Genomic DNA, 26087 nt, shown 5'->3' with positions numbered 1-26087 from the left:
GCCCCCTGTGGGAGCGGGCTTGCCCGCGATGGGGCCGGGGCAGGCAGCCCCTTACAACCTGAAATGCCCGACCATCCCCTTCAGGTCATCCCCCAACCGCGCCAGCTCGATGCTTGAGCGGGCGTTGTCGGCCATGGCCAACGCTGCCTGATCGGCGCTGCCGCGAATCTGCGTGACGCTGCGGCTGATTTCCTCGGCCACCGAACTCTGCTGCTCGGCGGCGGCGGCGATTTGCTGGTTCATCTGCTGGATCAACGACACCGCCGCCGCAATGCTGCCCAGTGCGCTTTCGGTCTGCAGCGCATCGGCCACCGCCAGGCGCACCAGCTCGGTGCTGCCACGAATCTGCGTCACCGACTGCTGGGCATTGCCACGCAGGCTGGCCACCAGGCGCTCGATCTCTTCGGTTGACTGCCGGGTACGCCGGGCCAGGGCCCGTACCTCGTCGGCCACCACGGCAAAACCGCGCCCCTGCTCGCCGGCCCGGGCCGCTTCGATGGCTGCGTTGAGTGCCAGCAGGTTGGTTTGCTCGGCGACGCTCTTGATCACCTCCAGCACGTCACCGATGGTGTGAATCTCGGCGCTGAGGCTGTCGATGCCGCTGCTGGCGGTTTCAGCCGCCGTCACCAGTTGCTCGATGCGCTGCATGCTCTGGCGCACCACCTCCTGCCCGCTGCCGACCTTGTCGTCGGCGGCCTGGGCCGCCTGAGCCGCCTGCTCGGCGTTGCGCGCCACATCGTGCACGGTGGCGGTCATCTGCTGCATGGCGGTGGCCACCTGCTCGGTTTCGTCCTTTTGGCTACCGACCTCGCGGTTGGTCTGCTCGGTCACCGCCGACAGCGCCTGGGCGCTGCCGGCCAGTTGCTCGATACCCTGCTGCAGGCCACCGACAATGCCGGTAAGGCCTTCAGCCATCTGCTGCATGGCCTGCTGCAACTGCCCCACCTCGTCCTTGCGCGGCGCCTCGGCCTCGATCGCCAGCTCGCCTGCGGCGATGCGCCGGGCGCGCTCGATCACCCGGCGCAGCGGCGCCACCACTGCACGGGTGATCAGCCAGGCGGCCAGCATGCCCACCAGCAGCGCAAGGCCGGTGGCGACCATGATCGCCACGGCATTGCGCGCAAGCTCGGCCTGCATGGCTTGCTCCTGGGCGGCGTACGCCTGGTCGACCCGGGCGGTGGCTTGCCCGGCGCGCGCCTGCAGCTGCGCCTTGATGCCCTGCTCCTGGCCGAGCAGGTCGGTGTATTCGTTGAGCTTGTCGGAGAAACTGGCAATGTGCCCGGCCACCTCGCCGAGTACGCTCTGGTAGCCGGCATCGTCGATGCTGCCCTTGAGCTGCTCCACCAGCCCTGCGGCCTCGACGGTCTGGGCGATGCGCCCCTGGCCACCCTCCTCGCTGCCCTTGCGGCTCTGCTCCAGGCGCACGCGGGCCTCATCCATGGCCTGCAGCATCAGCCGCGACACCTGCGCCACCTGGGCGGACTGCTCGAGAAACTCGCTGCCCTGCTGGCCTTGAGACTGCTTGAGGGTATAGGCGCCGTCGTCGGCCAGGCCCGACTGCAGCACATCGAGGTTGTTGGCGACGCTGGAGACCGACCAGCTGGCCATGTCCAGCGCCAGCTCCTTGGCCTGTACCGCCTGGACGAACTGATCGAAAGCCTGGCCGTAGGCGGCCAGTTCGCCCTCGGCAGCGGCCAGCGCCGGCAGGCTGCGGGCGCGTTCACTCAGGGCCTGCAAGCCGCTGCGCAGGGCGTCGGCCTCCTTGATGTCGGAGCGCAGGGCAAAGGCCTGCTCGTGCTGGCGCAGGCGCAGCAGGTCGGTATTGAACTGGGCCATCTGGCGCAGGCCGTCGAAACGTTGGCCAACGTGGCTCAGGGCGTAGACGCCGAGGGCGGCCACCACCAGGGTCAGCAGCAGCACCAGGGCAAAGCCCAGGCCGAGCTTGCGGGCCATGCCCAGGTTGGCCAGAACACCCTGTCTGCGCGTTGCCATCAGCGATCCTCCCGTTGCGCGGGCAACCGCCAAGCGGCCCCCGACCTTTATCAACAGAGTGACAACCCCTGCGCCCCTGTCACAAGGGCTTGGCGCCAGAATGGTGTCATTTGGCTATGAGCGTGTCGCTTTCAGGCTGATGGAGGTCGCCTTGCGTGCCGGAACAGCGCCTGGGCCCGCCGGGCCTGCCCGTAGGCGACATCGGCGGCGGTTGCCGTTGGATTGAATGACACCGTGGGAGCGGGCTTGCCCCGCGATGATCCCGTGCGGGCCCCATCGCGGGGCAAGCCCGCTCCCCCGCTACCGCTCAATTCAGCAAGAAGGCTCAGATCGCCAGCGCACCACCGTCGACGGTCAGGCTATGGCCGGTGGTGAACGCCGCGCCATCGCTGCACAGGTACAGCACCGCACTGGCGATCTCCTCCACCTTGCCGATACGCCCCACCGGGTGCATCGCCGCCGCGAACTCGGCCTTGCGCGGGTCGGCTTCGTAGGCACGGCGGAACATGTCGGTATCGATCACCGCCGGGCATACCGCATTCACCCGAATGCCTTTTTTCGCGTACTCGATGGCCGCCGACTTGGTCAGGCCGATCACCGCATGCTTGGAGGCGGCATAGATGCTCATCTTGGGGGCTGCCGACAAGCCGGCCACCGAGGCTGTGTTGACGATTGCCCCGCCGCCCTGGGCCAGCAGCAGCGGCAACTGGTACTTCATGCACAGCCATACGCCCTTGACGTTGACGCCCATGATCGCGTCGAACTCGGCTTCGCTGCCCTCGGCCAGGCGGCCCTTTTCTATCTCGATGCCAGCGTTGTTGAAGGCGTAGTCCAGGCGGCCATAGGCCTGGATGGCTTGCTCGTGGAGCTGGCGTACATCGCTGTCTTTGGTGACATCACAGGCCACGAACAGCGCCTCGCCGCCGGCTTGGCGAATCAGTGCTACCGTGGCTTCGCCACCGGCGGCATCGCGGTCAGCCACCACCACCTTCAGGCCTTCGTTAGCAAACGCCTGGGCCGTGGCGCGACCAATACCGGCCGCACCACCGGTGACCAGGGCGACCTGGCCGGAGAAAGTCATGCTCATCACGGGCTCCTGCAATGAAAGATCGGGTCGGGGCTAATGCCAATCAGTAGCGTCATAAATGGGGCTGCTTCGCAGCCCTTCGCGGGCAAGCCCGCTCCTACAGGTACAGCGCCATCTTGAAACCTTGCGCGTCCCCTGTGGGAGCGGGCTTGCCCGCGAAGGGCCGCACAGCGGCCCCAATTTCATTAACTGCCAGGCATTAGGGTCGGGGCTGAGTCTAGTCAGGGCCGCGTCGGCCTGGGCAGCATCATCAGGGGCGCGGTTGTACTACTATCGTTGCCGGTGATCTTGCGTGACGCAGCGCATCAGCGCGGTCGATCATCAACCCCCATGCCCCGTTTCAGGAGAATTCGCCATGCCCCATACCAACCGCCGCTTCCTGCTCAGCCAACGCCCGGTCGGCGCCGTGCGCCGCGAAGACTTCACCTACGAGCAGGTGCCGGCTGCCGAGCCGGCTGAGGGTCAGGTGCTGGTGAAAAACCTCTACCTGTCGCTGGACCCGGCCATGCGTGGCTGGATGAACGAAGGCAAGTCGTATATCCCGCCGGTGGGCCTTGGCCAGGTGATGCGCGCCCTCGGCGTGGGCGAGGTAGTGGCCTCGAAACACCCCGACTACAAAGCCGGCGACCATGTCAGCGGCGCCCTTGGCGTACAGGATTACTTCACCGGCGAGCCCCAGGGCCTGCACAAGATCGACCCGCATCTGGCCCCGCTGCCGCGCTACCTGTCGGCGCTGGGCATGACCGGCATGACCGCCTACTTCGCCCTGCTGGAGGTCGGCCAGCCCAAGGCCGGCGAAACCGTGGTGATTTCCGGCGCTGCCGGCGCGGTCGGTAGCATCGCCGGGCAGATCGCCAAGCTCAAGGGCTGCCACGTGGTCGGCATTGCCGGCGGCGCGCAGAAGTGCCAGTACCTCAAGGACGAGCTGGGCTTTGACGGGGTGATCGACTACAAGGCCGAGGATGTGTTGGCGGGCCTGAAGCGTGAATGCCCCAAGGGCGTCGATGTGTATTTCGACAACGTTGGCGGCGACATTCTGGACGCGGTGCTGTCGCGTTTGAACTTCAAGGCACGGGTGGTGATTTGTGGCGCCATCAGCCAGTACAACAACAAGGAGGCAGTCAAGGGCCCGGCCAACTACCTTTCGCTGCTGGTGAACCGCGCGCGCATGGAAGGCTTTGTGGTGATGGACCACGTGAAGGAATACGGCAAAGCCGCACAGGAGATGGCCGGCTGGCTGGCCAGTGGCAAGGTGAAGAGCAAGGAGGATGTGGTGGAGGGGCTTGAGACCTTCCCCGAAACACTGCTCAAGCTGTTCAGCGGGGAGAACTTCGGCAAGCTGGTGTTGAAGGTGTGAGGCATCGCCAGCAAGCCCCGCTCCTGTAGGAGCCAGCTTGCCGGCGATGAGGCCGTCAGCGGTTAACCACGAATCTCTGCCACCACCGCCGCCAGCGCCTGGGCCGGGTCAGCTGCCTGGCTGATCGGGCGGCCGATTACCAGGTAGTCGGAGCCGGCATCCAGTGCCTGGCGCGGGGTGAGGATACGGCGCTGGTCGTCCTGGGCGCTGCCGGCCGGGCGAATACCCGGGGTCACCAGTTGCAGCGACGGGTGCGCAGCCTTCAGTGCCGGGGCTTCCAGGGCCGAACACACCAGGCCGTCCATGCCGGCCTTCTGCGCCAGCGCCGCCAGGCGCAGCACCTGCTCCTGCGGGTCGACGTCCAGGCCGATACCCGCCAGGTCCTCGCGTTCCATGCTGGTCAGCACGGTCACACCGATCAGCAGCGGCTGCGGGCCGCTGCGCTTGGCCAGCTCTTCGCGGCAGGCCGACATCATGCGCAGGCCGCCGGAGCAGTGCACGTTGACCATCCACACGCCCATCTCGGCTGCTGCCTTGACCGCCATGGCGGTGGTATTGGGGATATCGTGGAATTTCAGGTCGAGGAACACCTCGAAGCCCTTGCCGCACAGCGTCTCGACGATGCCGGACGCACTGCTGGTGAACAGCTCCTTGCCGACTTTCACCCGGCACAGCGCGGGGTCGAGCTGGTCGGCCAGCTTCAGGGCGGCTTCACGGGTGGGGAAATCCAGGGCGACGATCAGGGGCGTCTGGCAGGCGGGCATGGGCGGCGGTCTCTTGGCAAGTCTTGAACGGCGCGCATTGTAAACGAAGTGGGGCAGGCTTTGGGGGCCACAGGTCACGAACAATTGGCCGTGGCGGTGGCCAATCCTATAATTGAACCATCGCTGGCGCACGCGGTTCGAATGTTCTACAAGCGCCGCCCCACACGCTTTGCAGGAGAACATCGATGCCTTGGTATGCCTGGTTGATACTGATAGTTGCCCTCGGCTCGATCGTCGGCGGGCTGATGATGTTGCGTGATACGGCCAAGAAGCTGCCGTTGACCGAGGAACAGTTGAAAAAGGTCCATGAGCGCAATGCCGAAATGGACGCCAAGGAAGCCCAGGACCGCTGACACACAGCAGGCCGGCCACTCCTGCGGGAGATGACCGGCCATGGGCGTAATTACTTGATCATCAGCTTGTCACGGTTGCGCTCCAGCAGCGCATTGCCGATTCCCTTGATCTCCAGCAGCTCATCCACCGAAGTGAATGGGCCATTGGCGTCCCGGTAGGCGACGATGGCTTCGGCCTTGGCCTTGCCGATGCCGTTGAGCTCACGCTGCAAGGTGCCGGCATCGGCGCTGTTCAGGTCGAGCGTGGCAGTGCCGGGCTGATCGCTTGCCATGCCCATTGACGGCGCAGTGACCTCGGTAGCTGGCAGGTTCGTCGACGGAGGTGCGGCCTGCAAGGAAAACGACAGGCCCAGCAGCGGGAGCAACAGGTAGCTGAGGACGGTATTGCGCATGGTTCGACACTCCTTGAGTCGGTAGGGTATGCAACCTTCTTGGTTGCCCAGCCAACCCTAGCCACGCCATTCGCGCTGCGCAAACAGCCCACCACAAGCAACTTTTTCCAGATAATTCAAAGGGTTGAACCAGGTAAAAATACCTACAAAAAAACCCGGCAGATGGCCGGGCTTTTTCGGAATCAGGGCTCCAATCGCCGCTGCTGGTATATCCAGTCGACAATTTCGCCATCGGGCGTATAGCCACTGACCGTCTCGCGCAGCAACTGCCGTACACGCCCGTAGTCATCGTCCGCGACCGAAGCCAGCAACTGCTCCAGGCGCTGTTTAAGCACCTCCCAGGGCAGGTGATCCTCATGGGCGCTCATGATCATCGGGTGACGGGTGGCGTCGACGTTGTCACCAATCAGCAGTTCCTCGTAGAGTTTCTCACCTGGGCGCAGGCCGCTGAACTCGATAGCGATGTCGCCAGCAGGGTTGCGCTCGTTGCGCACGCTCAAACCCGACAGGTGAATCATCTTCTCCGCCAGCTCGACGATTTTCACCGGCTCGCCCATGTCCAGCACGAACACGTCACCGCCCTGCCCCATGGAGCCTGCCTGAATCACCAGCTGCGCCGCCTCGGGGATGGTCATGAAGTAGCGGGTGATCTTCGGATGGGTCACGGTCAGCGGGCCACCGGCCTTGATCTGCTTGCGAAACAGCGGAATCACCGAACCGGAGGACCCCAGCACGTTACCGAAGCGCACCATGGTGAAGCGGGTCGAGTTGATCCGCGGCACATGGTGGCTGTCGCCCAGCAGTACGGGAGAACTCTCGCGGCTCAGGGCCTGCAGGGTCATCTCGGCCAAACGCTTGGTGCTGCCCATCACATTGGTGGGCCGCACCGCCTTGTCGGTGGAGATCAGCACGAAGTTGGCCACCCCGGCCTGCAACGCCGACTGCGCCGCGTGCAAGGTGCCCATGACATTGTTCAGTACGCCTTCGGCGATGTTGTGCTCGACCATTGGCACGTGCTTGTAGGCGGCCGCGTGGTAGACGGTCTGTACCTGCCAGGTCTGCATCACGTGCAACAGCTTGCCGGCGTCGCGCACCGAGCCCAGGATCGGCAGCAGGCGCACACTCAGCGATTCGCGCTGGCAGCGCTGCTCCAGCTCGCTGAGGATGCTGTAAAGGTTGAACTCGCTGTGTTCGAACAGCAGCAGCGTGGTCGGGCCCAGGCCCATGATCTGCCGGCACAGCTCCGAGCCGATGGAGCCACCGGCCCCCGTTACCAGCACCACCTTGCCGGTAATGCAGCGCTGCAGCAGGCCCTCCTCGGGCGGTACCGCATCGCGCCCCAGCAGGTCGGCGATATCGACTTCCTGGATGTCGTCCACCTTGACCTGGCCGCTGGCCAGGTCCATCAGGCCCGGGACGCTGCGCACATGCAGCGGGAAGGCCTCCAGGTCGTTGAGAATCTCGCGCCGGCGGGCGCGGCTGGCCGACGGAATGGCCATGAGGATTTCCTGGGCGCCGGTGGCATCGATCATGCGCTGGATCTTGCCTGGCTTGAACACCTGCAAACCGGAAATGACCCGGTCGGCGATGCCCGGGTCGTCGTCGATGAACGCCACCGGGCGCATCGAGCGGCCCATGCGCAGGGCCGCCAGCAGTTGGTTGCCTGCTGCACCGGCGCCGTAGATGGCAACACGCACCTGGCCGTCGTCGCGGTTGGCGAAAGGTACGTGCTGGGTGGCAGCGAACCAGTCGCCCATAAAATAGTGGCGCATCAGCAGACGAAGCCCGCCGAGCATGACCAGACTCAACCACCAGTAGTTGAACACGATCGAGCGCGGAACCAGGGTGGTATGGTTGCTATACCAGTAGACAACCAGCGCCAGCATCAGCGACGACAGGGTGACCGCCTTGAAGATGACCATCAGGGCATCGTTACCGAAATAACGCATGACTGCCCGATACATCCCAAAACGGATGAAGATGGGTATGGCGATGACCGGCGCGGCCAGGTACAGCCACGGATGGCTCAGGAAGGGCAGACCTGCGTCATCCCACCCCAGGCGCACAACGAACGACATCCACAGCGCCAGCCAGACCAACAGCAGATCGACGGGTACCTGCAGTGCCCGCTTGTAGCGACGTGGCAGGCCTAACAGGCCTGTTCTCAGTTTTTCCATCATCAGACTTGTCCCGCCCCCGCATCCCGCGGGAAATGACGTTAACTCCAGATAGCACGGTAGGTGCACGTGTGTCGGTCAAGGCCGACACTTTGTCATACTTCTTGGGTGCCCGCGCGGTAGAACCATGCCAGGGCGAGCAACGGCGCGTAGGCGAGCAGCAGGCCGGCCAGACCATCGATCTGCTGCACGACTACCGCCACCGCCACCGGCAACAACCACAACAGGTTGATCGCCAGCACCCCAAGGGTCACCGGCAGGTGTCGCCGCAAGCGCCGCGAGGCGAACTGGTAGGCATGGCTGCGGTGCGCCTCGTAGACTTTCTCGCCCCTGAGCAGGCGGCGTAGCAGGGTGAAGGTGGCATCGACCACGAACACCCCAAGCAGGATCAGCCAGCCCCAAAGCAGTTCGCTGGACTGCCAGGCGGCCAGCAACGTCAGCACCCCGAGCACCATACCCAGGAAACCACTGCCGGCATCGCCCATGAAGATCCGCGCCGGCGGGAAGTTCCAGAACAGGAACCCCAGAACCGCCCCGGCCAGCAACAGTGGCGCCCAGATTAGCTGGTCAGCGCCCCCCACCAGGTACAGCAGGCAGGCACCCAGGCAAGCGGTAATCGCCTCGACGCTGGCGATGCCGTCGATGCCGTCCATGAAGTTGTACAGGTTGAGCATCCACACCAGATAGAACGCAGCCAGTACATGACCGAGCCAGCCCATTGCCAGGGTGAAACCGAACACCTGCAGCGGTGGCAGGCCGCCGAGCCAGGCCAGCGCCCAGATGGCAGCGCAGAAATGCCCGAGCAGGCGCCAGCGCGCGGCGATATGGCCATGGTCATCCATGAAGCCGATCACTGCCACCAACAGCCCGGCGCCAAACAGGGCGAACAGCGCCGCACTGTCGAGCAGCCCCCCCCAGGCCAGCAGCGGCAGCGCCAGCAGGAACGCCACGACAATCGCCACGCCGCCCCCACGGGGGGTCGGCAGGCTGTGGGAGCTGCGGGCATTGGGAATGTCGATGATGCTGCGCGCCAGGGCATAACGGCGCAGCAAGGCAGTCATCGCCAGAGAGAAGACCGCCACGAGCGGGAGTAACCAGTAAATCATTTGCGTAGGGAATCCTGATAATGCCGGGCCGTGGCCTTGAGCGCTGCATCCACCGTGACCGGCGCAGTCCAGCCAAGCAGTGTGCGAGTCTTATCGGTATTGACCGCCAATGAACCGCACAGGCGCTGGGCCAGCGCCTTGCGTCCCAGGCAGGTGGCAGCCAGGCGTAACATCCATGCTGGAACCGGCAACAACCTGGCCGGTTTTCCCAGCGCATTGGCCATGCGGCGCAGCAGCTGGGTAGTGGACAGGTCTTCACCATCGCTGACCAAAAATACCTGGTTGGCCGCTGCCGGGTGGGTAGTGCAAGTGATCACCAGGTCCACTAGGTTATCCAGTGCGACCAGGCTTCTGCGGTTGTCGATGGCGCCGAATGGCAGCACCACACCGCGGTCCAGCCAGCGCATCATCGACAAAAAGTTGGCCTTCACGCCGGGCCCATAGACCAGCACCGGGCGCACGATCACCACCTCGATCAAGCCCTGCTCGGCAAGCTGCAGCAACTGCTGTTCGGCTTCATGCTTGGACACCCCATAAGGGTCTTGAGGGGCCGGTGCATCATCTGCACGGTAGTCGGCCCCAGGCGCGGTGCCCTCGCCATTGACCTTGATCGAACTGACGAAGACAAAACGCCGGACACCGGCAGCCGCAGCTTGGCGGGCCAGGTTGACGGTACCCGCCACGTTGACGTGGCGAAACGCTGCCAGGGGGTCGGCCTCGTTGTCGTTCATCACATGCACGCGTGCGGCGCAGTGGACCACTACATCGACGCCCTGCAAGGCTGCCTGCCAACCATCGTTGACAGCAAAATCGCGACACACCACAGCCTGCGCCGCGGCCGGCACGCTCGCAGCATCGTTGCGCACAGGGCAAATCAGCTCACATCCGCCGTCAGCCAGCAAACGCCTGGCCACGGCTGCGCCAACGAAACCTGTGGCGCCAGTCAGCAGCACCCGTTCAGCCACGCCCGCCACTCAGGACTTACGCCAGACGGTACGGTTGATGTAATCCGTATAGCTGAGCACCACCCGTACCACCTGCTGCGATACCGGGCCGCCCTCGTAGTCCGGCACGACCGGAATCTGCCGTTGGCCGGCCTGGTGCTGGCTGGTGATCACCTTCACAGCGCTCAGTACCGACTCGGCCTTCAGGCCGCTCATGATCAGCGTGCCTTCATCCATGCCTTCGGGGCGTTCGTGGGCATTGCGCAGGGTTACCGCCGGCAGGTTGAGCAGCGAGGCTTCTTCGGTGATGGTTCCGCTGTCGGACAACACGCAGAACGCCGACATCTGCAGCTTTATGTAATCCAGCAGCCCGAACGGCTTGACGAAGCGAATCAGCGGATGATCGAGGCTCTCGCCCAGGCTTTCCAGGCGCTTGCGGGTGCGCGGGTGGGTCGAAACGATCACCGGGTAGCCATATTGCTCCACCAGCGCACGCAGGGTAGCCAGCAAGTCGCGCAGGTTGTTCGGGCTGTCGACGTTTTCTTCGCGATGGGCGCTGACGATAAAGAACTTGCCGGCCTCCAGGCCGCTGCGGGCAAGCACGTCGGAGGCTTCGATCTTCGGCATATAGTACTCGAGCACTTCATGCATGTGGGAGCCGGTCTTGATGATGGTTTCCGGGCGGATGCCTTCGGCAATCAGGTAGCGACGGGCATGCTCGGTCAGCACCATGTTGATGTCCGAAAGGTGGTCGAGCACCTTGCGGTTCAGCTCTTCTGGCACACGCTGGTCGAAGCAGCGGTTGCCGGCTTCCATGTGAAAAACCGGGATCTTGCGGCGCTTGGCGGCGATCACCGCCAGGCAGGTGTTGGTGTCACCGTACAGCAGCAGCGCATCGGGTTGTTCCTGCTCGAACACCGCATCGGCCTTGGCGATCACCTCGGCGATGGTCTGCGCTGCAGTTTCGCCGGCAGCACCGAGGAAGTGGTCTGGCTTGCGGATTTCCAGGTCATCGAAGAACACCTGGTTGAGCTCGAAGTCGTAGTTCTGCCCCGAGTGCACCAGCACGTGACTGACCTGGCGGTCGAGTTCGGCGATTACCCGGCTCATCTTGATGAGCTCCGGGCGGGTGCCGACCAGGGTCATGACCTTAAGCATTCAGTTGCTCCTTGATGTAGTCGAGTTTCAGCAGCAACTGCTTGACGCCCTCGATGTCCAGGCGCTCGGTATTGTGCGATGTGTAGTCCTCGAGTTCGGAGATCTTCTCCTCGCCCTCGACGAAGTACTTCTTGTAGTTGAGGTCGCGGTTGTCGGCCGGGATGCGGTAGTAGCGGCCCATGTCTTCGGCCTTGGCCATTTCCTCGCGCGACACCAGCGACTCGTAGAGCTTCTCGCCATGGCGGGTACCGATGACCCTCAGCGCGCTGTCACTGGCGAACATCTCTTTCAGGGCTTGGGCCAGGTCGCCCACGGTGGAGGCCGGTGCCTTCTGCACGAACAGGTCACCCTGCTCGCCGTGTTCGAAGGCATGCAACACCAGGTCTACAGAGTCTTCCAGGGACATCAGAAAACGCGTCATGGCCGGGTCGGTCACGGTCAGCGGCTCGCCGCTGCGCATCTGCTCGATGAACAGCGGAATCACCGAGCCGCGGGAGGCCATGACGTTGCCGTAGCGGGTGGAGCACACCACAGTGCCGCCCTGGGGAATCATCCGCGACTTGGCCACTACCAGCTTCTCGGCCATGGCCTTGGAAATGCCCATGGCGTTGATCGGGTACACCGCCTTGTCGGTAGACAGAACCACCACTCGCTTCACGCCACAGGCGATTGCCGCGTTGAGCACGTTCTCGGTACCGATCACGTTGGTGCGCACGGCTTCCATCGGGTAGAACTCGCACGAAGGCACCTGCTTGAGGGCCGCAGCGTGGAAGATGTAGTCGACGCCGACCATCGCCTGCTTGAGGCTGTCGCTGTCGCGGACATCGCCGATGTAGAACTTGACCTTGTCATTGGCCAAGGCGATGCGCATGTCTTCCTGCTTTTTCTCGTCGCGCGAGAAAATGCGGATTTCACGCACATTGGTATCGAGGAAACGCCGTAACACCGTGTGACCGAAGGAACCGGTGCCTCCGGTGATCATCAATACCTTGTCATCGAACATAAAACCTTCCCAACTGGTGCGTAAGGCCCGCAGACCGAACGAAATGAAATAGATACATGGCGATATGATGCCATTCGTGCCCGGCGTGTTACTCGCTCCAGACGCTCACCCTGGATATCATCGCCCGAGATGCATGCGTCGGACCAACTCGGGCCAGGCGGGCGCAACATAGCCGGTCGCCTGCTGGAAGCGACTACCGTCCAGCGAACGGTCGATCACCAGGCTGTCATCAGGGCGAATCTCGACCTGCTTGCCGTATTCGGCGGCCACCAGGCGCAGCAAGTCATACTTGGCGATCGGCGCGGCGGCCACATGATACAAGCCATGCAAGCCGGCGCGCGGCAAAACGAAGTCTTTCATGACCCGAGCCAGCTCGACAGTGGGCAAGCCGGAGAAAACGGCCTTGGTGAACCCCTTGATAGCACCCTGCTGGGCAAGGAACCAGTCCACAAGCGCGTAACTGGATGCCAGTTCATGGCCAATGATGGAGGTACGCAGTGTAATCACGTGGGCTAGGTCGTGCAGCTCGCCGATGTACTTGGACTTGCCGTACAGGTCTTCGGCATCCGAAACGTCTGTCTCCAGATAGCTGCCTTTGCGTCCCGAAAAGACGCAATCGGTGCTGACGTGAATCAACCGGGCGCCACCCAGCTCGCACAGGCGCGCCAGGCGATGCGGCAACATGGCATTGATCGGCAGTGCGGTCAGCGGATCGTTGGCATCGGCAAGCTGCTTGATCAACCCCACGCAGTTGATGACGACATCCGGGCGCACCTTGGCAAACGCCGCCGCCAGGGAGTCGGCGTCCAGCACATCTACCCCTGCCAACAGGCGGGGCTGGCTGCTCGCCGGAAAACGGCCAAGCGACGAAGTAGCGCGCAGGGTGCCCCAGACTTGGTGCTCAGCATCGTCTTCAAAAACACGGAACACTGCGCTACCCAACATTCCGGTCACGCCCAATACCAAGACTTTCATCACGAGTTCCATCAGTTAGTAGGGTTGCGGCCCTGTGTGCCGGCCTCTTGCCTGCCTGTTCGGGACAGCCAGGAAAGCAGGAAACCCCACAGAAAAAAGGCTGCAATCCCAGAGTACGGCTGACGCATGCCGACTTTGAAAATATTGTCGACCAGCAAAAGAAAAGCCACTACTCCAGCCACCGCCAAAATGCCAGGTTCGGCAAAGATTCGGCCGAGATTCGTCAGGACCTTGTAGAGGGTCAGCAGGATGAGTGCCAGCAACGGCAGCATGGCAACAAGGCCGAAATTATACACAAAATCAAGGTAGTAATTATGCGCGCTGGGGAACAGGTTGCGATCGGGAGGCTGAGGGTGGCCGAACAGAAACACCGTCCAGCTTTCTTGCACGCCGTCGAGGTAAAAGCGCCAGAAGCTCATGCGTTCCACCAGGTTCCTTGGGGCCCCGCCAGCGGCCTGCCCAACTTGCGCAAGAGAGCCTATTGCTGGCAGGGGCGGCGCGACCAATGTGGCGGAAGGAGCTACAGCCCGAGCCGCTGCTTGATCGTGACCAATCGCTGCAATGACAACCTGCGGGGCTATCGGCTCACCGATTTCAGTGGGCGTAACCGAGCTGCTCAGTTTCTCAGGAGCATTTGCGAACTCGGAACTAGCTGGAAAGCTGAACTTGGCGGCAACCAGCGGGTTGCCAGATATGTACATGAAACCGCTCGATGTCCCGAGCGCCAGTAAAGCCACAAGTATCGCTGCACGTATTGGCCACACCTTCAGTACAAGATTGCGCAGCAAGAACATCAGAGCGCCCCCTCCTAGCAGCACCAACGCCAAGATGGAGACCGACAGCGCTGTATATACCCCTATCAAACCGGACGCGATGATCAAGCTCGCATGAGACCGCTGATCCCTCCACAAGGAGTACAACGCGATCAGGTAGATGCCGCAGAAAATGACCGGTACGTACTGCAGGTGCTGATAAACGCCGAAGAACACCGCCGAAGAACTCAACAACCTCTCGCCCCGCCACCAGGTTGCCCCGAGCTGCAATGGCATGGTCACCAGCAACACGCCAAGCAACGCCCAGGCCAGCCCTTTGAGTGCGCCCTGCGATGTTGCTGCCTGTGCCCCAACGACCAAACCGAACAGCGGAATCATGTACTGAACCAACAAGACCAGATTACTTTTTTCGACACCCTGCACACCGCCGCTGGCCGTCAACAGCGCACTGATCCACAGGCCGAGAAAGGTAAGGAATACGACTACCAGCACCAATCGCACCTGGACATATCCCGCCAGCAGCAGCATCCCCAAGCAACAGAAGAGCAACGACAACGGGACAGGCAACTTGGCAAAATCACCGCCACTGTTGAAATAGCCGCTCCCCAGGTACAAGCCACCACCGGCCTGGAAGAATATAGGTGTAAACAAGCCGAGTACCAAGACCGGCACCCACCAGAGCCCGCGCTGCGCAATGGCCGGAACGGCACCTGCAACCCTGGGTACAGCGCACCAATTAGCCATCACGCCGCGCCAGTCCTCACTGAAATAAAAAGCCAGCGACAGCAAAGCGCCCACCAGATAAAGGGTTGCCAGGTACTTCTCATCGAGGAACAAGAACGACAACGGAACACACGCGACCAGCAGCAGGTTGGCCAACACATCGGAACCGAAAACATCACGCCCGGCGCCATGCTGCAGCAGTCGCAGGCGCACGACCTGAGCCACCACCATGACCACGCCCCCGACCAGCGAACAGCCCGCAGCTGCCCAGAAGGCGTCGCTTTTGGTCGTCCACCCCAGAAGCCCAGGCACGGCCCACACGATCAGGGTCAGCACGCTGCCGGACAATGCCATTGCCAGCAGTAGCGCCTTGAACAGCCGTATCAACCGCCGCTGGCTGGCATCACCCTGAAGTCGCTCCTGAAAAACCATGGACGGCCCCAGCGCCTGGGAAAACACGGCGCCCAGCATGCCGCCGAGCGCGAACGCTGCGAACAGGTCACCCGCCAGCTGCTTGCCTGCCAGCAGCACGATGGAAAGCCGGAATACATAGACCGATACCCCGATTGCCAATGTCGAGCCAAAGTGCGGCAGCAGTTGCTTCAAGGTCAGGAAAGATACCCGGCTGCGCCCGGCCTCGCGCCACAGCGCCCGAACGCCCAAACAACCTGCCAGGGGCGAACAGGCCCATAGGAAAACCACCGTCAGCACTTCGAAATCAAGCCAGACTGCCAGCAGCACTGCACAAAGGCCGCACGCCTGAAGCAGAATGAAACCGACCAGCCCGCCGTATGCCGCACGCAGCTCCTGCTCACTCAGAAATACTTCGGCCAACCATTCACAGGCGCGACGTACGACCAGCATAGCGGTAAACAGCAAGCCGTCACTGATAAATCCTGCACAGAGCGACCATGTGAGCACACATAAAGGCAGCAACAACATCAAGCGCAAGCGAAGAATGCGCTGCGCTGATAAACCGGCGCAACCTGAAAGTATCAAGCTGCGCGCATTCCCCGAGAAGGAGTAGAACACGGCGACGGTCGCCCCGTGCACCAGGCCGACTTCAGCGGCCAGCTCCAGTTTGCCCAGCAGGCTTAGGCCAACGGCCAGAAGCATCATGGAAAACAGGTTCGCCATGGCCGCCATTGGATACATGAACAACTGCATTGATTCATCCCGGATCAACTGCCCTGCCCTGCCATGGCTAGGCTTGCAGACGCTCGTCTTGACACGCCCGCACCATCAAAAACGGTGACCGTTTCAATGAATGCTGAACCAAGGCAGGACTGTGAAAAACAGCCTTCACTAAAGAAAGAAACGCCAAACCACAACTACCAAGCCATGAAAAACAGGCAAGTAAAAGCACCAGAAAAACCTGGAGACTTGTATTTCAGCGCAAGAAGACGCGAACAACAAAAACCATAGTCCGAGCAAGCTCTGATAGAGCGCCATGCCAAACTAATGCAATTTCCATCTTTCTTTTTAAGGTGTCGCACAAGAGGCGAAACTATAATACAGCGGCACAGGCTGCACACGCCCCGGTCAGAAAATCAGAACTTTCCTACACTTGCGCTTTTCGAGTCACAGTTCTTGGCCTCTGCTTACCAGAGGCCAAGAACACTGTCCGGGCACCACAACCAGACAGCGCTGAATGTCTTGTTGGACGAGTACGAGATGCCCAGCACAATCCCGCCGGGGCTGCCAGTTCTGGCGTACCGCATATCGGAACAGCCGGTGCCATTGCGTGCGTTGCCGGCTTTCACAGGGATTCAATCCCCCTATTTACAGCCTCGTTGCCATGGACGATTGCAGCGCCATCAGCGCTGCAACAGTTCGACCAAGCGGGCAACCTGGCTACCCATTTCGAACTCCCGATCAAAACAGGCCTTGCCAGCCTGCCCCATCGCTTCGCGCTGCGTCGCCGGCATGGCCTTCAGGCGGCGAATATTGGCCACCAGTCCAGCGGACTGCTCGGCAGGTGATGCCAGCCCTGCACCGGCCTCGCACACCACACGTGCACCCTCGCCGTTCATGCTGGCCAGGATCGGGCGACCGGCCGCCAAGTACGCCTGGATCTTGCTCGGGATGGTCTGGGCGAAGGCTTCCTCGTCGTTAAGCGACACCAGCAGTGCCGAGGAGCGGGCAAAGATGCCCGGCATTGCAGCCATGGGAAAACGCCCAGGCAAGACCAGGTTGTCGAGGCCAAGGGCTTGCTGCTGCTCCCTAAGCCAGTCCAGCCGGCTGCCACTGCCCACCAGTACCAGACGAACCTGCGGGTCATCGCGCAGTTGTACGGCAGCATCGACCAAGGTCTGCAAAGCCTGCGCCGTGCCAAGGTTGCCGGCGAACACCACGCAGAAATGATCGTCCAGCAAGCGGGCAAGCGCTGTGTCGACCTCGCCTTGTGGCTGCGAGGCCTGCAGGGACATGGAGTTCGGGTAATACTCGATCTTGCTGCGGGCAGCATAACGGGCCACCGGCTCAATGAAGGCACGGGATTGCACCAGCAGCGTATCGCAGCACTTGTAGATGCCACGCACCATCCAGCCGACCGCACGCAGCGCATGCCGGTTACGCACGAACCCGGTGGCAGCCAGGCTTTGCGGCCACAGGTCCTGTACCCACAAGGCCAGCCGAGCGCCTTTGAGCCATTTCAATGCAATGGCCGGTATGGCCTGGGTGATCGGTGAGGGCGCGAACACCAGGATCGCATCGAACGTTCGCCCGCGAAGCAGCCACGGCAGGCACAGCGTGCCGCTGAATACGAATGAGAGATAGTTGAGGATGAGGTTGCGGGCTCCGCCCTTGCCCCGCGGCCACAGCGGCACCCTCACCACTTCGATGCGCTGCTCGAACAGCTCGCGCTGGGTACCGGATGCCTGATACCCCGGGAAAACCTGGCCATCCGGGTAGTTGGGCTTGCCCGTTGCCACAACGACCTCATGTCCCTGCTCGCCCAAAGTGCGGACGATATCGTTGATGATGAAGCTTTCCGGCCAGAAATACTGGGACAGCACCAAAATGCGCACAGCTCAATGCCTCGCCTGATTGGAATGGATGCGTCGATACAGTTCGAGCATGAGTTCTGCGTTGGCACTGATCGAGAAGTTCTGCTCGGCCCAACTTCTGGCCTGGGCACCCAATTGACGCCGCCATTGCGGCGCTTCGGCCAAGCGCTGCAAGGCATCGGCGATCTGCACCGGGTCGGGCCGGTCGATTGCAAGGCCTGTGACCTCGTGGACGATCGCATCGGGCACCGGGTCCTTGACGGCCACCACACTGGGTATCGAGTAGAACGCCGCCTCGAACACCGGGCGACCGGCGGCATCCAGATGCGAGGGGAAACACAGGATGTCCAGTTCAGGATAGAGCGTGCGGACATCGCCGACGAACCCCAGCATCCTGACCTGCTCCGTCAACCGCTCACGCTCAATGATCTGATCGACTTCGGCCCGCACATCTCGGGCGAAGCCGAGCTTGCCCAGCACCCATGCCTTGAGCCCGGACAACTGACGGGCGTTCTCGCCTGCGACCAGGCATTGGATGCGTACACCGCGCTGCTTGAGGATACGCATCGCCTCGACCAGCTCAAAAATACCCTTCAAAGGGATCAGCACACCGAGAAAGCCGACTTTGACCACATCATCGTTACCTTTGCCCAGCGTAACGTCTACAGGTGTCGAGACTTTCAGGCCGTTGTGGATGATCTGCGGCGCCAAATCACCGGCAACCGTACCGGCTACGGTATGGTCGATACACACCACGGCATCGGCATAGCGACGCAACAGGCCGTTCAGCCAGCGCGTGCGCAGGCCCTCGCCGGGCTTGCGTTGCAACGAACGTACATGGACCACCAGCGGCACGCTCAGCAGCCAACGGGCTAACAGGCCAAGCGGTAACAAGGTGATTTCATTGACGTGAATGAGATCGAACGCTTCGCGGCGCAAGCGCCACACGCCGAGCAGCGAGCCCGGCAGCAAGAACAGTTCACGCAACAAAATGATCCAGCGCCACTTGCGGTAATACCCATACCGGGTATTGTCGAACTGGCTAAGGCCCCGAACCGCACGGACCTGCATGCCAGCCTCGGCAAACGACTGGCAGACTGCCCCCCGGGGGGTCAGAACCGTGCCGCGCACACCGGCCTGGTGCAAGAAGGCGTACAGCTCAATGAGGCTTTTCGATGCACCGCCGAACGCTGCCGCAGGGTGCAGATACAAGACGTTCAACAACTACCACTCCGCAATGTCATTCGACCAAGCCTGCCACTTCACGCAAGTTCTGGACAAACCCTGTACGACAGAAATATTCGGCATGCTCAGCAGAGGATGGATTTTCAACAAGCTGGCCCACGTATTCGGAAAGTTCACTGGCAGAGCGAACGAGCACGGCATCACCTGACTCGATCAGCGGCAACATGAGTTCATGGCCCGGCAATCTCAGGACAACCGTGGGTACCCCGACAGCCAACGCATCATAGTGGCAAGCCGAGGAAATGCTCACGTGCATGTCCGCCCGCGCCATAAGCAGATGCGTTGGCGTGGCGTCGGTGGCCCCAAGAATGCGAACCCGTGAATCCTGAGCCAGAACCTGGTAGGCCGCTTCATCGTCATAAATCGGGTGCAGCTTCATATTCAGGGTCAATGGCCGAGCGCAGGCATCAAGAAAGGCCGACACGCAACCTACAAGTTCGCCGACCGAGAGCCCTTGTGTGGTCAGTAGTATCTGCAAGGGCTGAGCGCTTGGCGGCCCGTCGCTAATAGCACGCCGCACGCCACGATACTCTTCGAGGACGGCGCAGCCGCAGGGCACTATGCGTTCAAGCCTTGCGATGGCAGTGCCGCTCAAGTAATTGCGCCAATACTCACCGTACACCGCAAGGACGTCCGGCAGCAGCAAGTCGCCCCTTGCCTGGTCCAAAGCCGCTTCGGGCAGTGCATCAGGATGGTCTGCGGAAAAGATGCCATGCTGCAATTCAATGAAGCGAATCCCGCTGCGCTGCGCCGCATGCATCAAGGCATACTCACCCGTATTCACAACACAGACGACCGCCGGCCGCTGCCGGCGCAGCAACAGCGAATAGAAGCACACCTGCCAGCGGAACTTCGCATACAGGAAACGCGCCTGGCTGGCGCTCAGAATGCCCGGGCCCAAGGCCTGCTCAACCGCATTGGCAAGCGCGCCGAACGGGTGCGGGTCGCGACTGAATGACCAGACACGTGCCAACAATGCCGAAGCGATTTGCACAAACGAGGTATCGAACTCGATCCTGACCCGGGCCTGCTTCTCTCTGCTGGCAAAGGCCACGCTGTTACAGTACGACCACTTGCTGCCGCCAGCGACTTGCGTCATAAGTGCATCGAAGTAGATGTCCTCGTAGCGCCCCTCACGTAGTGTGCGCAGTGCGGAACTGTAGGTCTTCACAACGTAACGCCGCCGGCCTTTCAACAGGGCTAGCCCATAATCGAGACACGAACGCAGGCCTCGAACCAGCAGTGCTAGCCGATCGTCCAGTGCCCGCGGTTGCAGGCCATGACCCTGCATGGCAAACCCGGTCCGCGAACGGACCAGGCGCCAGAGTGCAATGCCGTTGTACTCGAAGGCAAACAAACCGTGTGACGATTCTGCATCAGCCAACCGCCGTGCGATTTCTTTTTCGGTAAGCACCCGTGAGCCCTTCAACCGTCCATGTTGAAAATGCTGGCCACCAACTCCATGGACTTGAAGGAGTCGTCGATATCCGGCAAGACGTTGGCCTGCCCTTGTGAGGCCAGAATGGCTTGTTGTGCCTGGAACAGCAGCCCTGGCTTGTAAAGGGAGTCCGCTTCCTCGATGTCCAGCGCCTGGCTACGGCGCTCACCTTTGAGCTGAACCGAAACCTGCTCCAGTGGGCGCATTTCCAAACGATTATCCGGTGTATTAACGGTAATCACCCAAGGCCCCGGGCCATTCCACACGCCTTCATAAAGGCCTGTATCGCCACTGGAGAACGTGATCGAGGCCAACACGATACCCGGTGCTGCCGGGTCCCACTTGACGATGTTTTCTACCGAAACAACCTCACCACGCCCCAGCACCCGAAGGTAATCGATCAGGTGGATCGAGTTGGCGAACATGTAGTTCTCGACCATCAGCGGGGGGTTGTTGTGAATGGTCAGCGCCGCATGCTGGTCTTGCTGGTCGAGCACCTTGATGAAGCGAGGGCCCTCATTGCCCTTGAGTACGTCCAACGCCTGGCGGGTACTCGAATAGGCGCGGCGATTAAGCGCAACATGAACACGTGCCTTTTTGGCATGCGCAGCCTGCTGAATATCACGGGCATCAGCCAGGTTGTAACCTGCCGGTTTCTCCAGCAGTACCAACCATGGGAATTCGAAGCAACGCTTGGCGACGTCGGCCATATGAAGCTCGGTCACCGTGACCACAACAATGTCGGCACGGGTCTTCTCGTACATCACCTCAAGGCTATCGAATACCTCGATGCCTTCATGATCCGCGACCAGGGCTTGTGCACGCTCCCGGGTTCTGGAGGTAATGCCGACAACTTGCGCCTCGCCGGTAGCCTCAAAGGCCTTCAGATGTTCGGACGCCATGTAACCGGCACCCACAATCGCAACTTTCACTTTTTTGGTCATCGGTCAGGCCCAGTTGAATGTTTTTTGCGCAGGCAGCGAATCGTCCACTGCCGTCAAGCGACCATCGGCCTCACCGGAGGCATAGCACGCCACCAGTGTGGCCATTGCATGCCGGCCAATCGCGCCGTTGGGGAACGACGCTCCGGACAGCATGGCCTTCCAGACATCAGCAGTGGGGGTCAGCACATCAGCCGGCGCGATCGAGAACTCTTCAACCACGACTGGCATACCGTAACGCGTGGTTGGCAGGTCCCGGAACTCTTCCTGACGGCGAATCGCCCGCACACGGCCTGCCAGTTCATCGACAATGATCTGCCCGTTGCGGCAGCCATAGATGACCTGAATGCCGTGACCGAGATCACCGCCCGCTTCGAGGTTGAAGCGAATACCGCTATCGCTGAGCGCACGCACCTGGCCGGAGTAATCCGAATACTGAGGGCCACGTGGGTTTGGCACTTTCTCGTCATCCACCCAGCACTGGACAGACTTCAGGTTCTCGCCCGTGACGTAGCGGAACATCTCAAAGTAATGCACGGCGTTCATGGCCAAGCCGAAATTCGACGCATGCACCGTGACGCTGCGCAGATCGCCATACTCGCCGGTCGCGATGGCCTCACGTATTTTGGTGTACTGCTCCATGAACTGCATCTGGTGGTTCACGGCCAACACCGCGCCTGACGCCTCGCATGCAGAAATCATAGCGTCTGCTTCTGCCAGGGACACCGCCATCGGTTTCTCGCAGAGGATGTAGCGGAACCCGCTACGGGCAGCATGGCAAACGAACTGCGCATGGCTGGGCGCAGTGGTCGAAACCGCCAGCAGCTCGCCTTGGGCGTTATCCAGCAGTGCCTCGGCACTCGAGAACACCTTGTCCGCCAGCGCGGGGAACTCTTTGAGTGTCTCATCGATCGCGCCCTGGAACAGGTCGTAGATACCGACCACCTCAAACCCCAGGTTCATTGCCACTTGGATATGACGACGCCCCATGCGCCCCAAGCCGATGATTGCAAACCTCATCAATACCGCTCCTCGTTTATATGCTTCAAGATCACGTGTGCCAGATGCCTGTGTGCCTCAAGACGCAAATGGTGGCCGTCTGCCATGTACCAAGCCTCCGGCAAACGAGTATCCACCAGCGCACCGCCGAGCTCCTGCTGCAGGATCTCATTGGTCTGCGCAATTTTTTCCGTCACACCTGGCAGGATACCTTCATAAAATTCGGCGCCCAGTACCGGGAGCCACAAAAGCCGGATACCGCGCCGATTGGCCAGCTCACGAAACGCTTGCACGTTCTGGCGAAACCGTTCAGGCCCGATATAGGAAACATTTCGGCGGCGTCGTAGCCACTCGAACAGGCGCCGGCCGCTGCGTGGAAAGACCCGGGTGAACAACGCCAGCGCTTTTTGTTGAACCAGTTCATTGCGCGAGAACGCCCGAGGTGCGCAGTCAACGATGCCGGCCTGCACGATCAGCCAACTCACATCCTGCCGGGCATGCAGCCAATACTCCGACTGCGCCAGCAAATCGCTGGAGGTCGCCCCGCCCATGGAAAATTGCAACCACTCGGCGTCGGCTACTTGCTCGCGCAGCAACATGGGCCAGGCGTCTTCCAATTGAAGAGACTCCGGAGTTTGCCGCGCCAACGCCAGGCTATCGGACAACAGCAATATCCTACGCATCTTTTTTAAACCATGGCATCGGATAGGCCCGCATTGAAAAATACCAAGTTGCCAAGAACAACACCCCCTGCCCCAGCAGCGCCCCTTGCGCGGCGCCCACCGGCCCGTTCCATGCGACCAGCAGGTAACAGAATACCGGGGTCACCAAGGCCGCCAGCCCCGACGCAAAGGAAAGGTATTTGTTCCTGGCAGCGTAATTGATGTACAGCCCGACCATGTAATACATGCCCGTGCATGCACCGGAGAAGAACAACCACGCCTGATACTGCTCAGCTTCGACAAACTGGGCGCCGGCAATCAGGCCGATGAACGGCGGCACCACCAGCGACAAAAGCGCGGCAAGGCACAACACCCCGGCAAAGTACAAATAAGAAATGCGTACCAACTGGCGCCTGATTGCCTGCTGATCCAGCGCAAGGCGTGAGTACAGCCAGGGCACATAGGCCTTGTTCACCGAGTCGACAATCAGCGCCATGGCCATGGCCAATTGAGCCGACACCGCATATACACCCAGCACTGCCGGCCCCGCCACATGGCCCAGGACCATTCGGTCCGACATGGCAATGACGACACCGCTGATCGAGTGCGGAATGATAGGTATCCCGAACATGAGCAGCCAGTGCAGGTGGGTGCGCTTCACGGTGAACACCAGCCAACCGGAGCGCCACAAGCTGAATACTGCAACGGCAGCGAACAGGCAGAAGGCAGCAACCTGCCCGACAACCCGGCCGGCTCCCTGTAGGTTGAAATACAAGACCAGCAACAAGGACAACGAGATATTCACCAGTGTCATCGACACTTGAAATGCCCCGTAGCTCAACGCCCGCGAGCGCACCTGGGCACACGCGAGCCAGGCATTGCAGATCGCCAGCGCACCGGCAGAGATGATGGCCCCACTGATCCAGGTGGCCGGCAGCGGCAGCCGGCCGTCCAGCAACGGTGAAAGCAAATGGAAAGACAGCGCGCCCACCAGCGTGAGCGCAGCAATCAGCAATACCGCAGTCCCCGCGAACTCGGCAAACTTCGCTTGATCCAGGTGATAGAACTGCCGTGTAAAAGCCCCGCCCACACCCAGGCTGATCAGGGCTGTGGCACACGCGCACAGTATGGTGAAGGCCGCAACATAACCATACTCCAGCGGCCCCAGCACGCGGGTGAGCACCGGCAAGCAAATGAACGGGACGAGAGCGTTGGCGACATTACTCAGGAAATAGATCACCACATTGCTACCGAGCACACCGAACTTCATTGAGGCGTGCTCAGGACATACTGCAAGTACTGCAAATCCGACGGGGTATCAATGTCCAGGGAACGCCCTCTGGGCATGACATAACCGCATGTGTCATCAGACAAAAAGGTTCGCGTGCGCTTGAACCAGTCGGCTTCGGCGATATAGACCGCACCATTCAAACTGTAGACGGCGGGCAAGTCCTGACGGCGGGCGTAGCTGTTTTTAAAGATGGGGTCGATCGTTTTATCCGCACCCACAGCGTACATCCAGAACGGGCTTTCATCGACCTCGCAAAGCGAAACGCAGGCTGGCGCCTGCGCATCAAGGCACTGACGGATCACGCCATCGATGTCTTCGGTACTGCGCAAAGGCGAGGTCGGCTGCAACAACACGACGTAGTCATAGTCCGGCACACGCTCAAGGCAATCGATGACAACGTCTGCGCTGCCGGCCGTGTCCCCGGCCAGCGCGGCTTCGCGAACGAAGGGCGCATCGCAGCCCAGCGAGCGGGCGACGGCAATGATCTCTTCATCGTCGCTCGACAGCACGAGGCGGTCCAGCAATCTGGATCGAAGCGCTGCGTCAATGGTCCAGCCAATCAATGGCTTGCCGCCTACATTGACCAGATTCTTCCGTGGTATGCCTTTCGAACCGCCACGCGCGGTGATCAAACCCAGAATACGTTTACCCAGGTACATGCTTAGCCCCACTCTCTCTGGGCACGTTCGTATTCCTCAAGGCGGCCGATATCCAGCCAGTACTCCCTCAGTGGGTAAGCGGCTGTCTTTTTGCGCTCGCCCCCCAGGCGCTGGAACAAACTCGGCATGTCAAAGAACGTATGCTGAGGAATAGCCTCGACAGCCTCGCAAGAAAGCACGTAGATCCCGCCGTTGACAAAAAAACGGTGAGTCGGCTTTTCTTCAATACCGGTGATATTTACGCCTTCGACATTCACGACACCGTAGGGCACTTGGAAATCATATTCACGCACCGCCATGGTCGCAGTGGCTTGATGTTGCTCATGAAAGTCCAGAATCTTTGCAAAGTTCGCCTGCGTGATCAAATCACCGTTCATCACGAACAATGGCGCCGTGGGCTTCTCAGGCAGCAACGACAAAGCCCCGGCCGTCCCCAACCGCTCATTTTCATGCAGGTATTCGATCCGGGCTCCCCAGCGCTCACCGTCGCCGAAGTAATCCATGATCATCTCGGCCTTGTAATTCACCGAGATGAAGAACCGCCGGAAACCATGCTCGAGAAAGCCTTCCAGTATGCTTTCCAGAATAGGCTTGCCACCCACCGCAAGCAGGGGTTTCGGACAGCTTTCGGTGAGCGGGCGCAAGCGCGAGCCCAACCCGCCGGCCATCAACACGACCCAGTTGTCGCGGGCTTCCACACCGAGAAAATCGTCTATCGTTGCCAACCCGGTGAGGCACCCTTTCTCATCGACCAGCGGAAGGTGATGGAAGGTGAAGCGCCTCATCATCGCCAGCACTTCAGCGCGCGGCAGAAGGGCTGAACCGGTCTTGGGGCGAGGGTTCATGCACGCAGCAACCGGGCCATCAAGGTCCTGGCCATTGAGGATGGCACGACGGACATCACCATCGGTCAACAGCCCCACAAGGCGCATGTCCTCCTCAGCCACCAAGGCCATCTGGATTCCCGAGGCATCAATGCGGAGAATCGCCTCACGCAAGGATGCTTGAGGCGAAACGACTATGTTTTTCCAATTCTTCAT

At 61.3% G+C, this 26087-nt stretch carries 23 protein-coding genes and 1 pseudogene; 3 read left to right on the top strand and 21 right to left on the bottom strand.

Features of this window, described 5'->3' with window-relative positions; translation table 11 throughout:
* Positions 1-51: 51 nt before the first annotated feature.
* From KSS93_RS26910 to KSS93_RS10555, 3 genes and pseudogenes are all read right to left on the bottom strand, one after another.
* Positions 52-915, bottom strand: coding sequence for a methyl-accepting chemotaxis protein (locus KSS93_RS26910; protein WP_437180003.1), 864 nt, complete (start codon positions 913-915; stop codon positions 52-54).
* A pseudogene (locus KSS93_RS26905) lies at positions 913-1068 on the bottom strand (HAMP domain-containing protein); the annotation flags it as partial. The gene KSS93_RS26910 and the pseudogene KSS93_RS26905, both read right to left, overlap by 3 nt.
* A 1249-nt stretch (positions 1069-2317) precedes the next feature.
* Entirely contained in the window at positions 2318-3079 is a 762-nt protein-coding gene (locus KSS93_RS10555; protein ID WP_217888230.1) for an SDR family oxidoreductase, read from the bottom strand.
* Positions 3080-3434: 355 nt separating this feature from the next.
* Between KSS93_RS10555 and KSS93_RS10550 the strand changes: the two genes are divergently transcribed.
* The gene (locus KSS93_RS10550; protein ID WP_217888229.1) at positions 3435-4436 is read left to right on the top strand and encodes an NADP-dependent oxidoreductase; all 1002 of its coding nucleotides are present in this window, start codon (positions 3435-3437) and stop codon (positions 4434-4436) included.
* A gap of 62 nt (positions 4437-4498) precedes the next feature.
* On the opposite strand, the gene pyrF is transcribed toward KSS93_RS10550, so the two are convergent.
* Entirely contained in the window at positions 4499-5200 is a 702-nt protein-coding gene (pyrF, locus tag KSS93_RS10545) for an orotidine-5'-phosphate decarboxylase (RefSeq protein WP_217888228.1), read from the bottom strand.
* A 185-nt stretch (positions 5201-5385) separates the two neighbouring features.
* Between pyrF and KSS93_RS10540 the strand changes: the two genes are divergently transcribed.
* Positions 5386-5553: a DUF2897 family protein gene (locus KSS93_RS10540; RefSeq protein WP_217888227.1), complete on the top strand. Its 168-nt coding sequence runs from the start codon at positions 5386-5388 to the stop codon at positions 5551-5553.
* A 50-nt stretch (positions 5554-5603) separates the two neighbouring features.
* Here KSS93_RS10540 and KSS93_RS10535 read toward each other — a convergent pair whose 3' ends face one another.
* From KSS93_RS10535 to KSS93_RS10500, 8 genes are all read right to left on the bottom strand, one after another.
* Positions 5604-5945: a ComEA family DNA-binding protein gene (locus KSS93_RS10535; RefSeq protein WP_217888226.1), complete on the bottom strand. Its 342-nt coding sequence runs from the start codon at positions 5943-5945 to the stop codon at positions 5604-5606.
* Positions 5946-6127: 182 nt separating this feature from the next.
* On the bottom strand, positions 6128-8122 hold the full coding sequence (locus tag KSS93_RS10530) for a polysaccharide biosynthesis protein (protein ID WP_437182123.1): 1995 nt from the start codon (positions 8120-8122) through the stop codon (positions 6128-6130).
* Positions 8123-8217: 95 nt separating this feature from the next.
* Positions 8218-9228: an MraY family glycosyltransferase gene (locus KSS93_RS10525; protein WP_217888224.1), complete on the bottom strand. Its 1011-nt coding sequence runs from the start codon at positions 9226-9228 to the stop codon at positions 8218-8220.
* Positions 9225-10193, bottom strand: a complete 969-nt coding sequence (locus KSS93_RS10520) for a UDP-glucose 4-epimerase family protein (RefSeq protein ID WP_217888223.1) — start codon at positions 10191-10193, stop codon at positions 9225-9227. Before KSS93_RS10520 ends, KSS93_RS10525 begins: the two co-directional genes overlap by 4 nt.
* Positions 10194-10202: 9 nt before the next feature.
* Positions 10203-11330 (bottom strand): non-hydrolyzing UDP-N-acetylglucosamine 2-epimerase, encoded by a 1128-nt coding sequence (wecB, locus tag KSS93_RS10515; protein ID WP_217888222.1) that lies wholly within the window; start codon positions 11328-11330, stop codon positions 10203-10205.
* Positions 11323-12333 carry a nucleoside-diphosphate sugar epimerase/dehydratase gene (locus KSS93_RS10510; protein WP_217888221.1) on the bottom strand — a complete coding sequence of 337 codons (1011 nt, stop codon included), beginning with the start codon at positions 12331-12333 and terminating at the stop codon, positions 11323-11325. Before KSS93_RS10510 ends, wecB begins: the two co-directional genes overlap by 8 nt.
* Before the next feature lie 117 nt (positions 12334-12450).
* On the bottom strand, positions 12451-13308 hold the full coding sequence (locus KSS93_RS10505) for a dTDP-4-dehydrorhamnose reductase family protein (protein ID WP_217888220.1): 858 nt from the start codon (positions 13306-13308) through the stop codon (positions 12451-12453).
* Positions 13309-13319: 11 nt separating this feature from the next.
* Entirely contained in the window at positions 13320-15971 is a 2652-nt protein-coding gene (locus KSS93_RS10500) for a hypothetical protein (protein WP_217888219.1), read from the bottom strand.
* A gap of 96 nt (positions 15972-16067) precedes the next feature.
* On the opposite strand from KSS93_RS10500, the gene KSS93_RS10495 reads away from it, so the two are divergent.
* Complete coding sequence (locus KSS93_RS10495; RefSeq protein ID WP_217888218.1) at positions 16068-16229, top strand: hypothetical protein; 162 nt, start codon at positions 16068-16070, stop codon at positions 16227-16229.
* A 392-nt stretch (positions 16230-16621) separates the two neighbouring features.
* On the opposite strand, the gene KSS93_RS10490 is transcribed toward KSS93_RS10495, so the two are convergent.
* From KSS93_RS10490 to KSS93_RS10450, 9 genes are read right to left on the bottom strand one after another with little or no spacing between them, the layout of a single operon-like run.
* Positions 16622-17833: a glycosyltransferase family 4 protein gene (locus KSS93_RS10490; protein WP_217888217.1), complete on the bottom strand. Its 1212-nt coding sequence runs from the start codon at positions 17831-17833 to the stop codon at positions 16622-16624.
* A gap of 3 nt (positions 17834-17836) precedes the next feature.
* A complete protein-coding gene (locus KSS93_RS10485) occupies positions 17837-19036 on the bottom strand; it encodes a glycosyltransferase family 4 protein (protein WP_217888216.1) in 1200 nt (399 codons plus the stop codon).
* A gap of 16 nt (positions 19037-19052) precedes the next feature.
* Complete coding sequence (locus KSS93_RS10480; RefSeq protein WP_217888215.1) at positions 19053-20471, bottom strand: glycosyltransferase family protein; 1419 nt, start codon at positions 20469-20471, stop codon at positions 19053-19055.
* An 11-nt stretch (positions 20472-20482) separates the two neighbouring features.
* Positions 20483-21439, bottom strand: coding sequence for a Gfo/Idh/MocA family protein (locus tag KSS93_RS10475; RefSeq protein WP_217888214.1), 957 nt, complete (start codon positions 21437-21439; stop codon positions 20483-20485).
* Between the two features lie 3 nt (positions 21440-21442).
* On the bottom strand, positions 21443-22456 hold the full coding sequence (locus tag KSS93_RS10470) for a Gfo/Idh/MocA family protein (protein ID WP_217888213.1): 1014 nt from the start codon (positions 22454-22456) through the stop codon (positions 21443-21445).
* Entirely contained in the window at positions 22456-23100 is a 645-nt protein-coding gene (locus KSS93_RS10465) for an SGNH/GDSL hydrolase family protein (RefSeq protein WP_217888212.1), read from the bottom strand. Before KSS93_RS10465 ends, KSS93_RS10470 begins: the two co-directional genes overlap by 1 nt.
* Before the next feature lie 10 nt (positions 23101-23110).
* Positions 23111-24367: an oligosaccharide flippase family protein gene (locus tag KSS93_RS10460; RefSeq protein WP_217888211.1), complete on the bottom strand. Its 1257-nt coding sequence runs from the start codon at positions 24365-24367 to the stop codon at positions 23111-23113.
* Complete coding sequence (locus tag KSS93_RS10455; protein ID WP_217888210.1) at positions 24364-25047, bottom strand: acylneuraminate cytidylyltransferase family protein; 684 nt, start codon at positions 25045-25047, stop codon at positions 24364-24366. Before KSS93_RS10455 ends, KSS93_RS10460 begins: the two co-directional genes overlap by 4 nt.
* 2 nt (positions 25048-25049) lie before the next feature.
* Positions 25050-26087 (bottom strand): nucleotidyltransferase family protein, encoded by a 1038-nt coding sequence (locus tag KSS93_RS10450; protein WP_217888209.1) that lies wholly within the window; start codon positions 26085-26087, stop codon positions 25050-25052.

This window comes from Pseudomonas xanthosomatis, from assembly GCF_019139835.1.
Classification (GTDB): Bacteria; Pseudomonadota; Gammaproteobacteria; order Pseudomonadales; family Pseudomonadaceae; genus Aquipseudomonas; species Aquipseudomonas fakonensis.
Note: the sequence above shows the minus strand (reverse complement) of the source record. Positions and strands in the feature narration are given on the sequence as shown.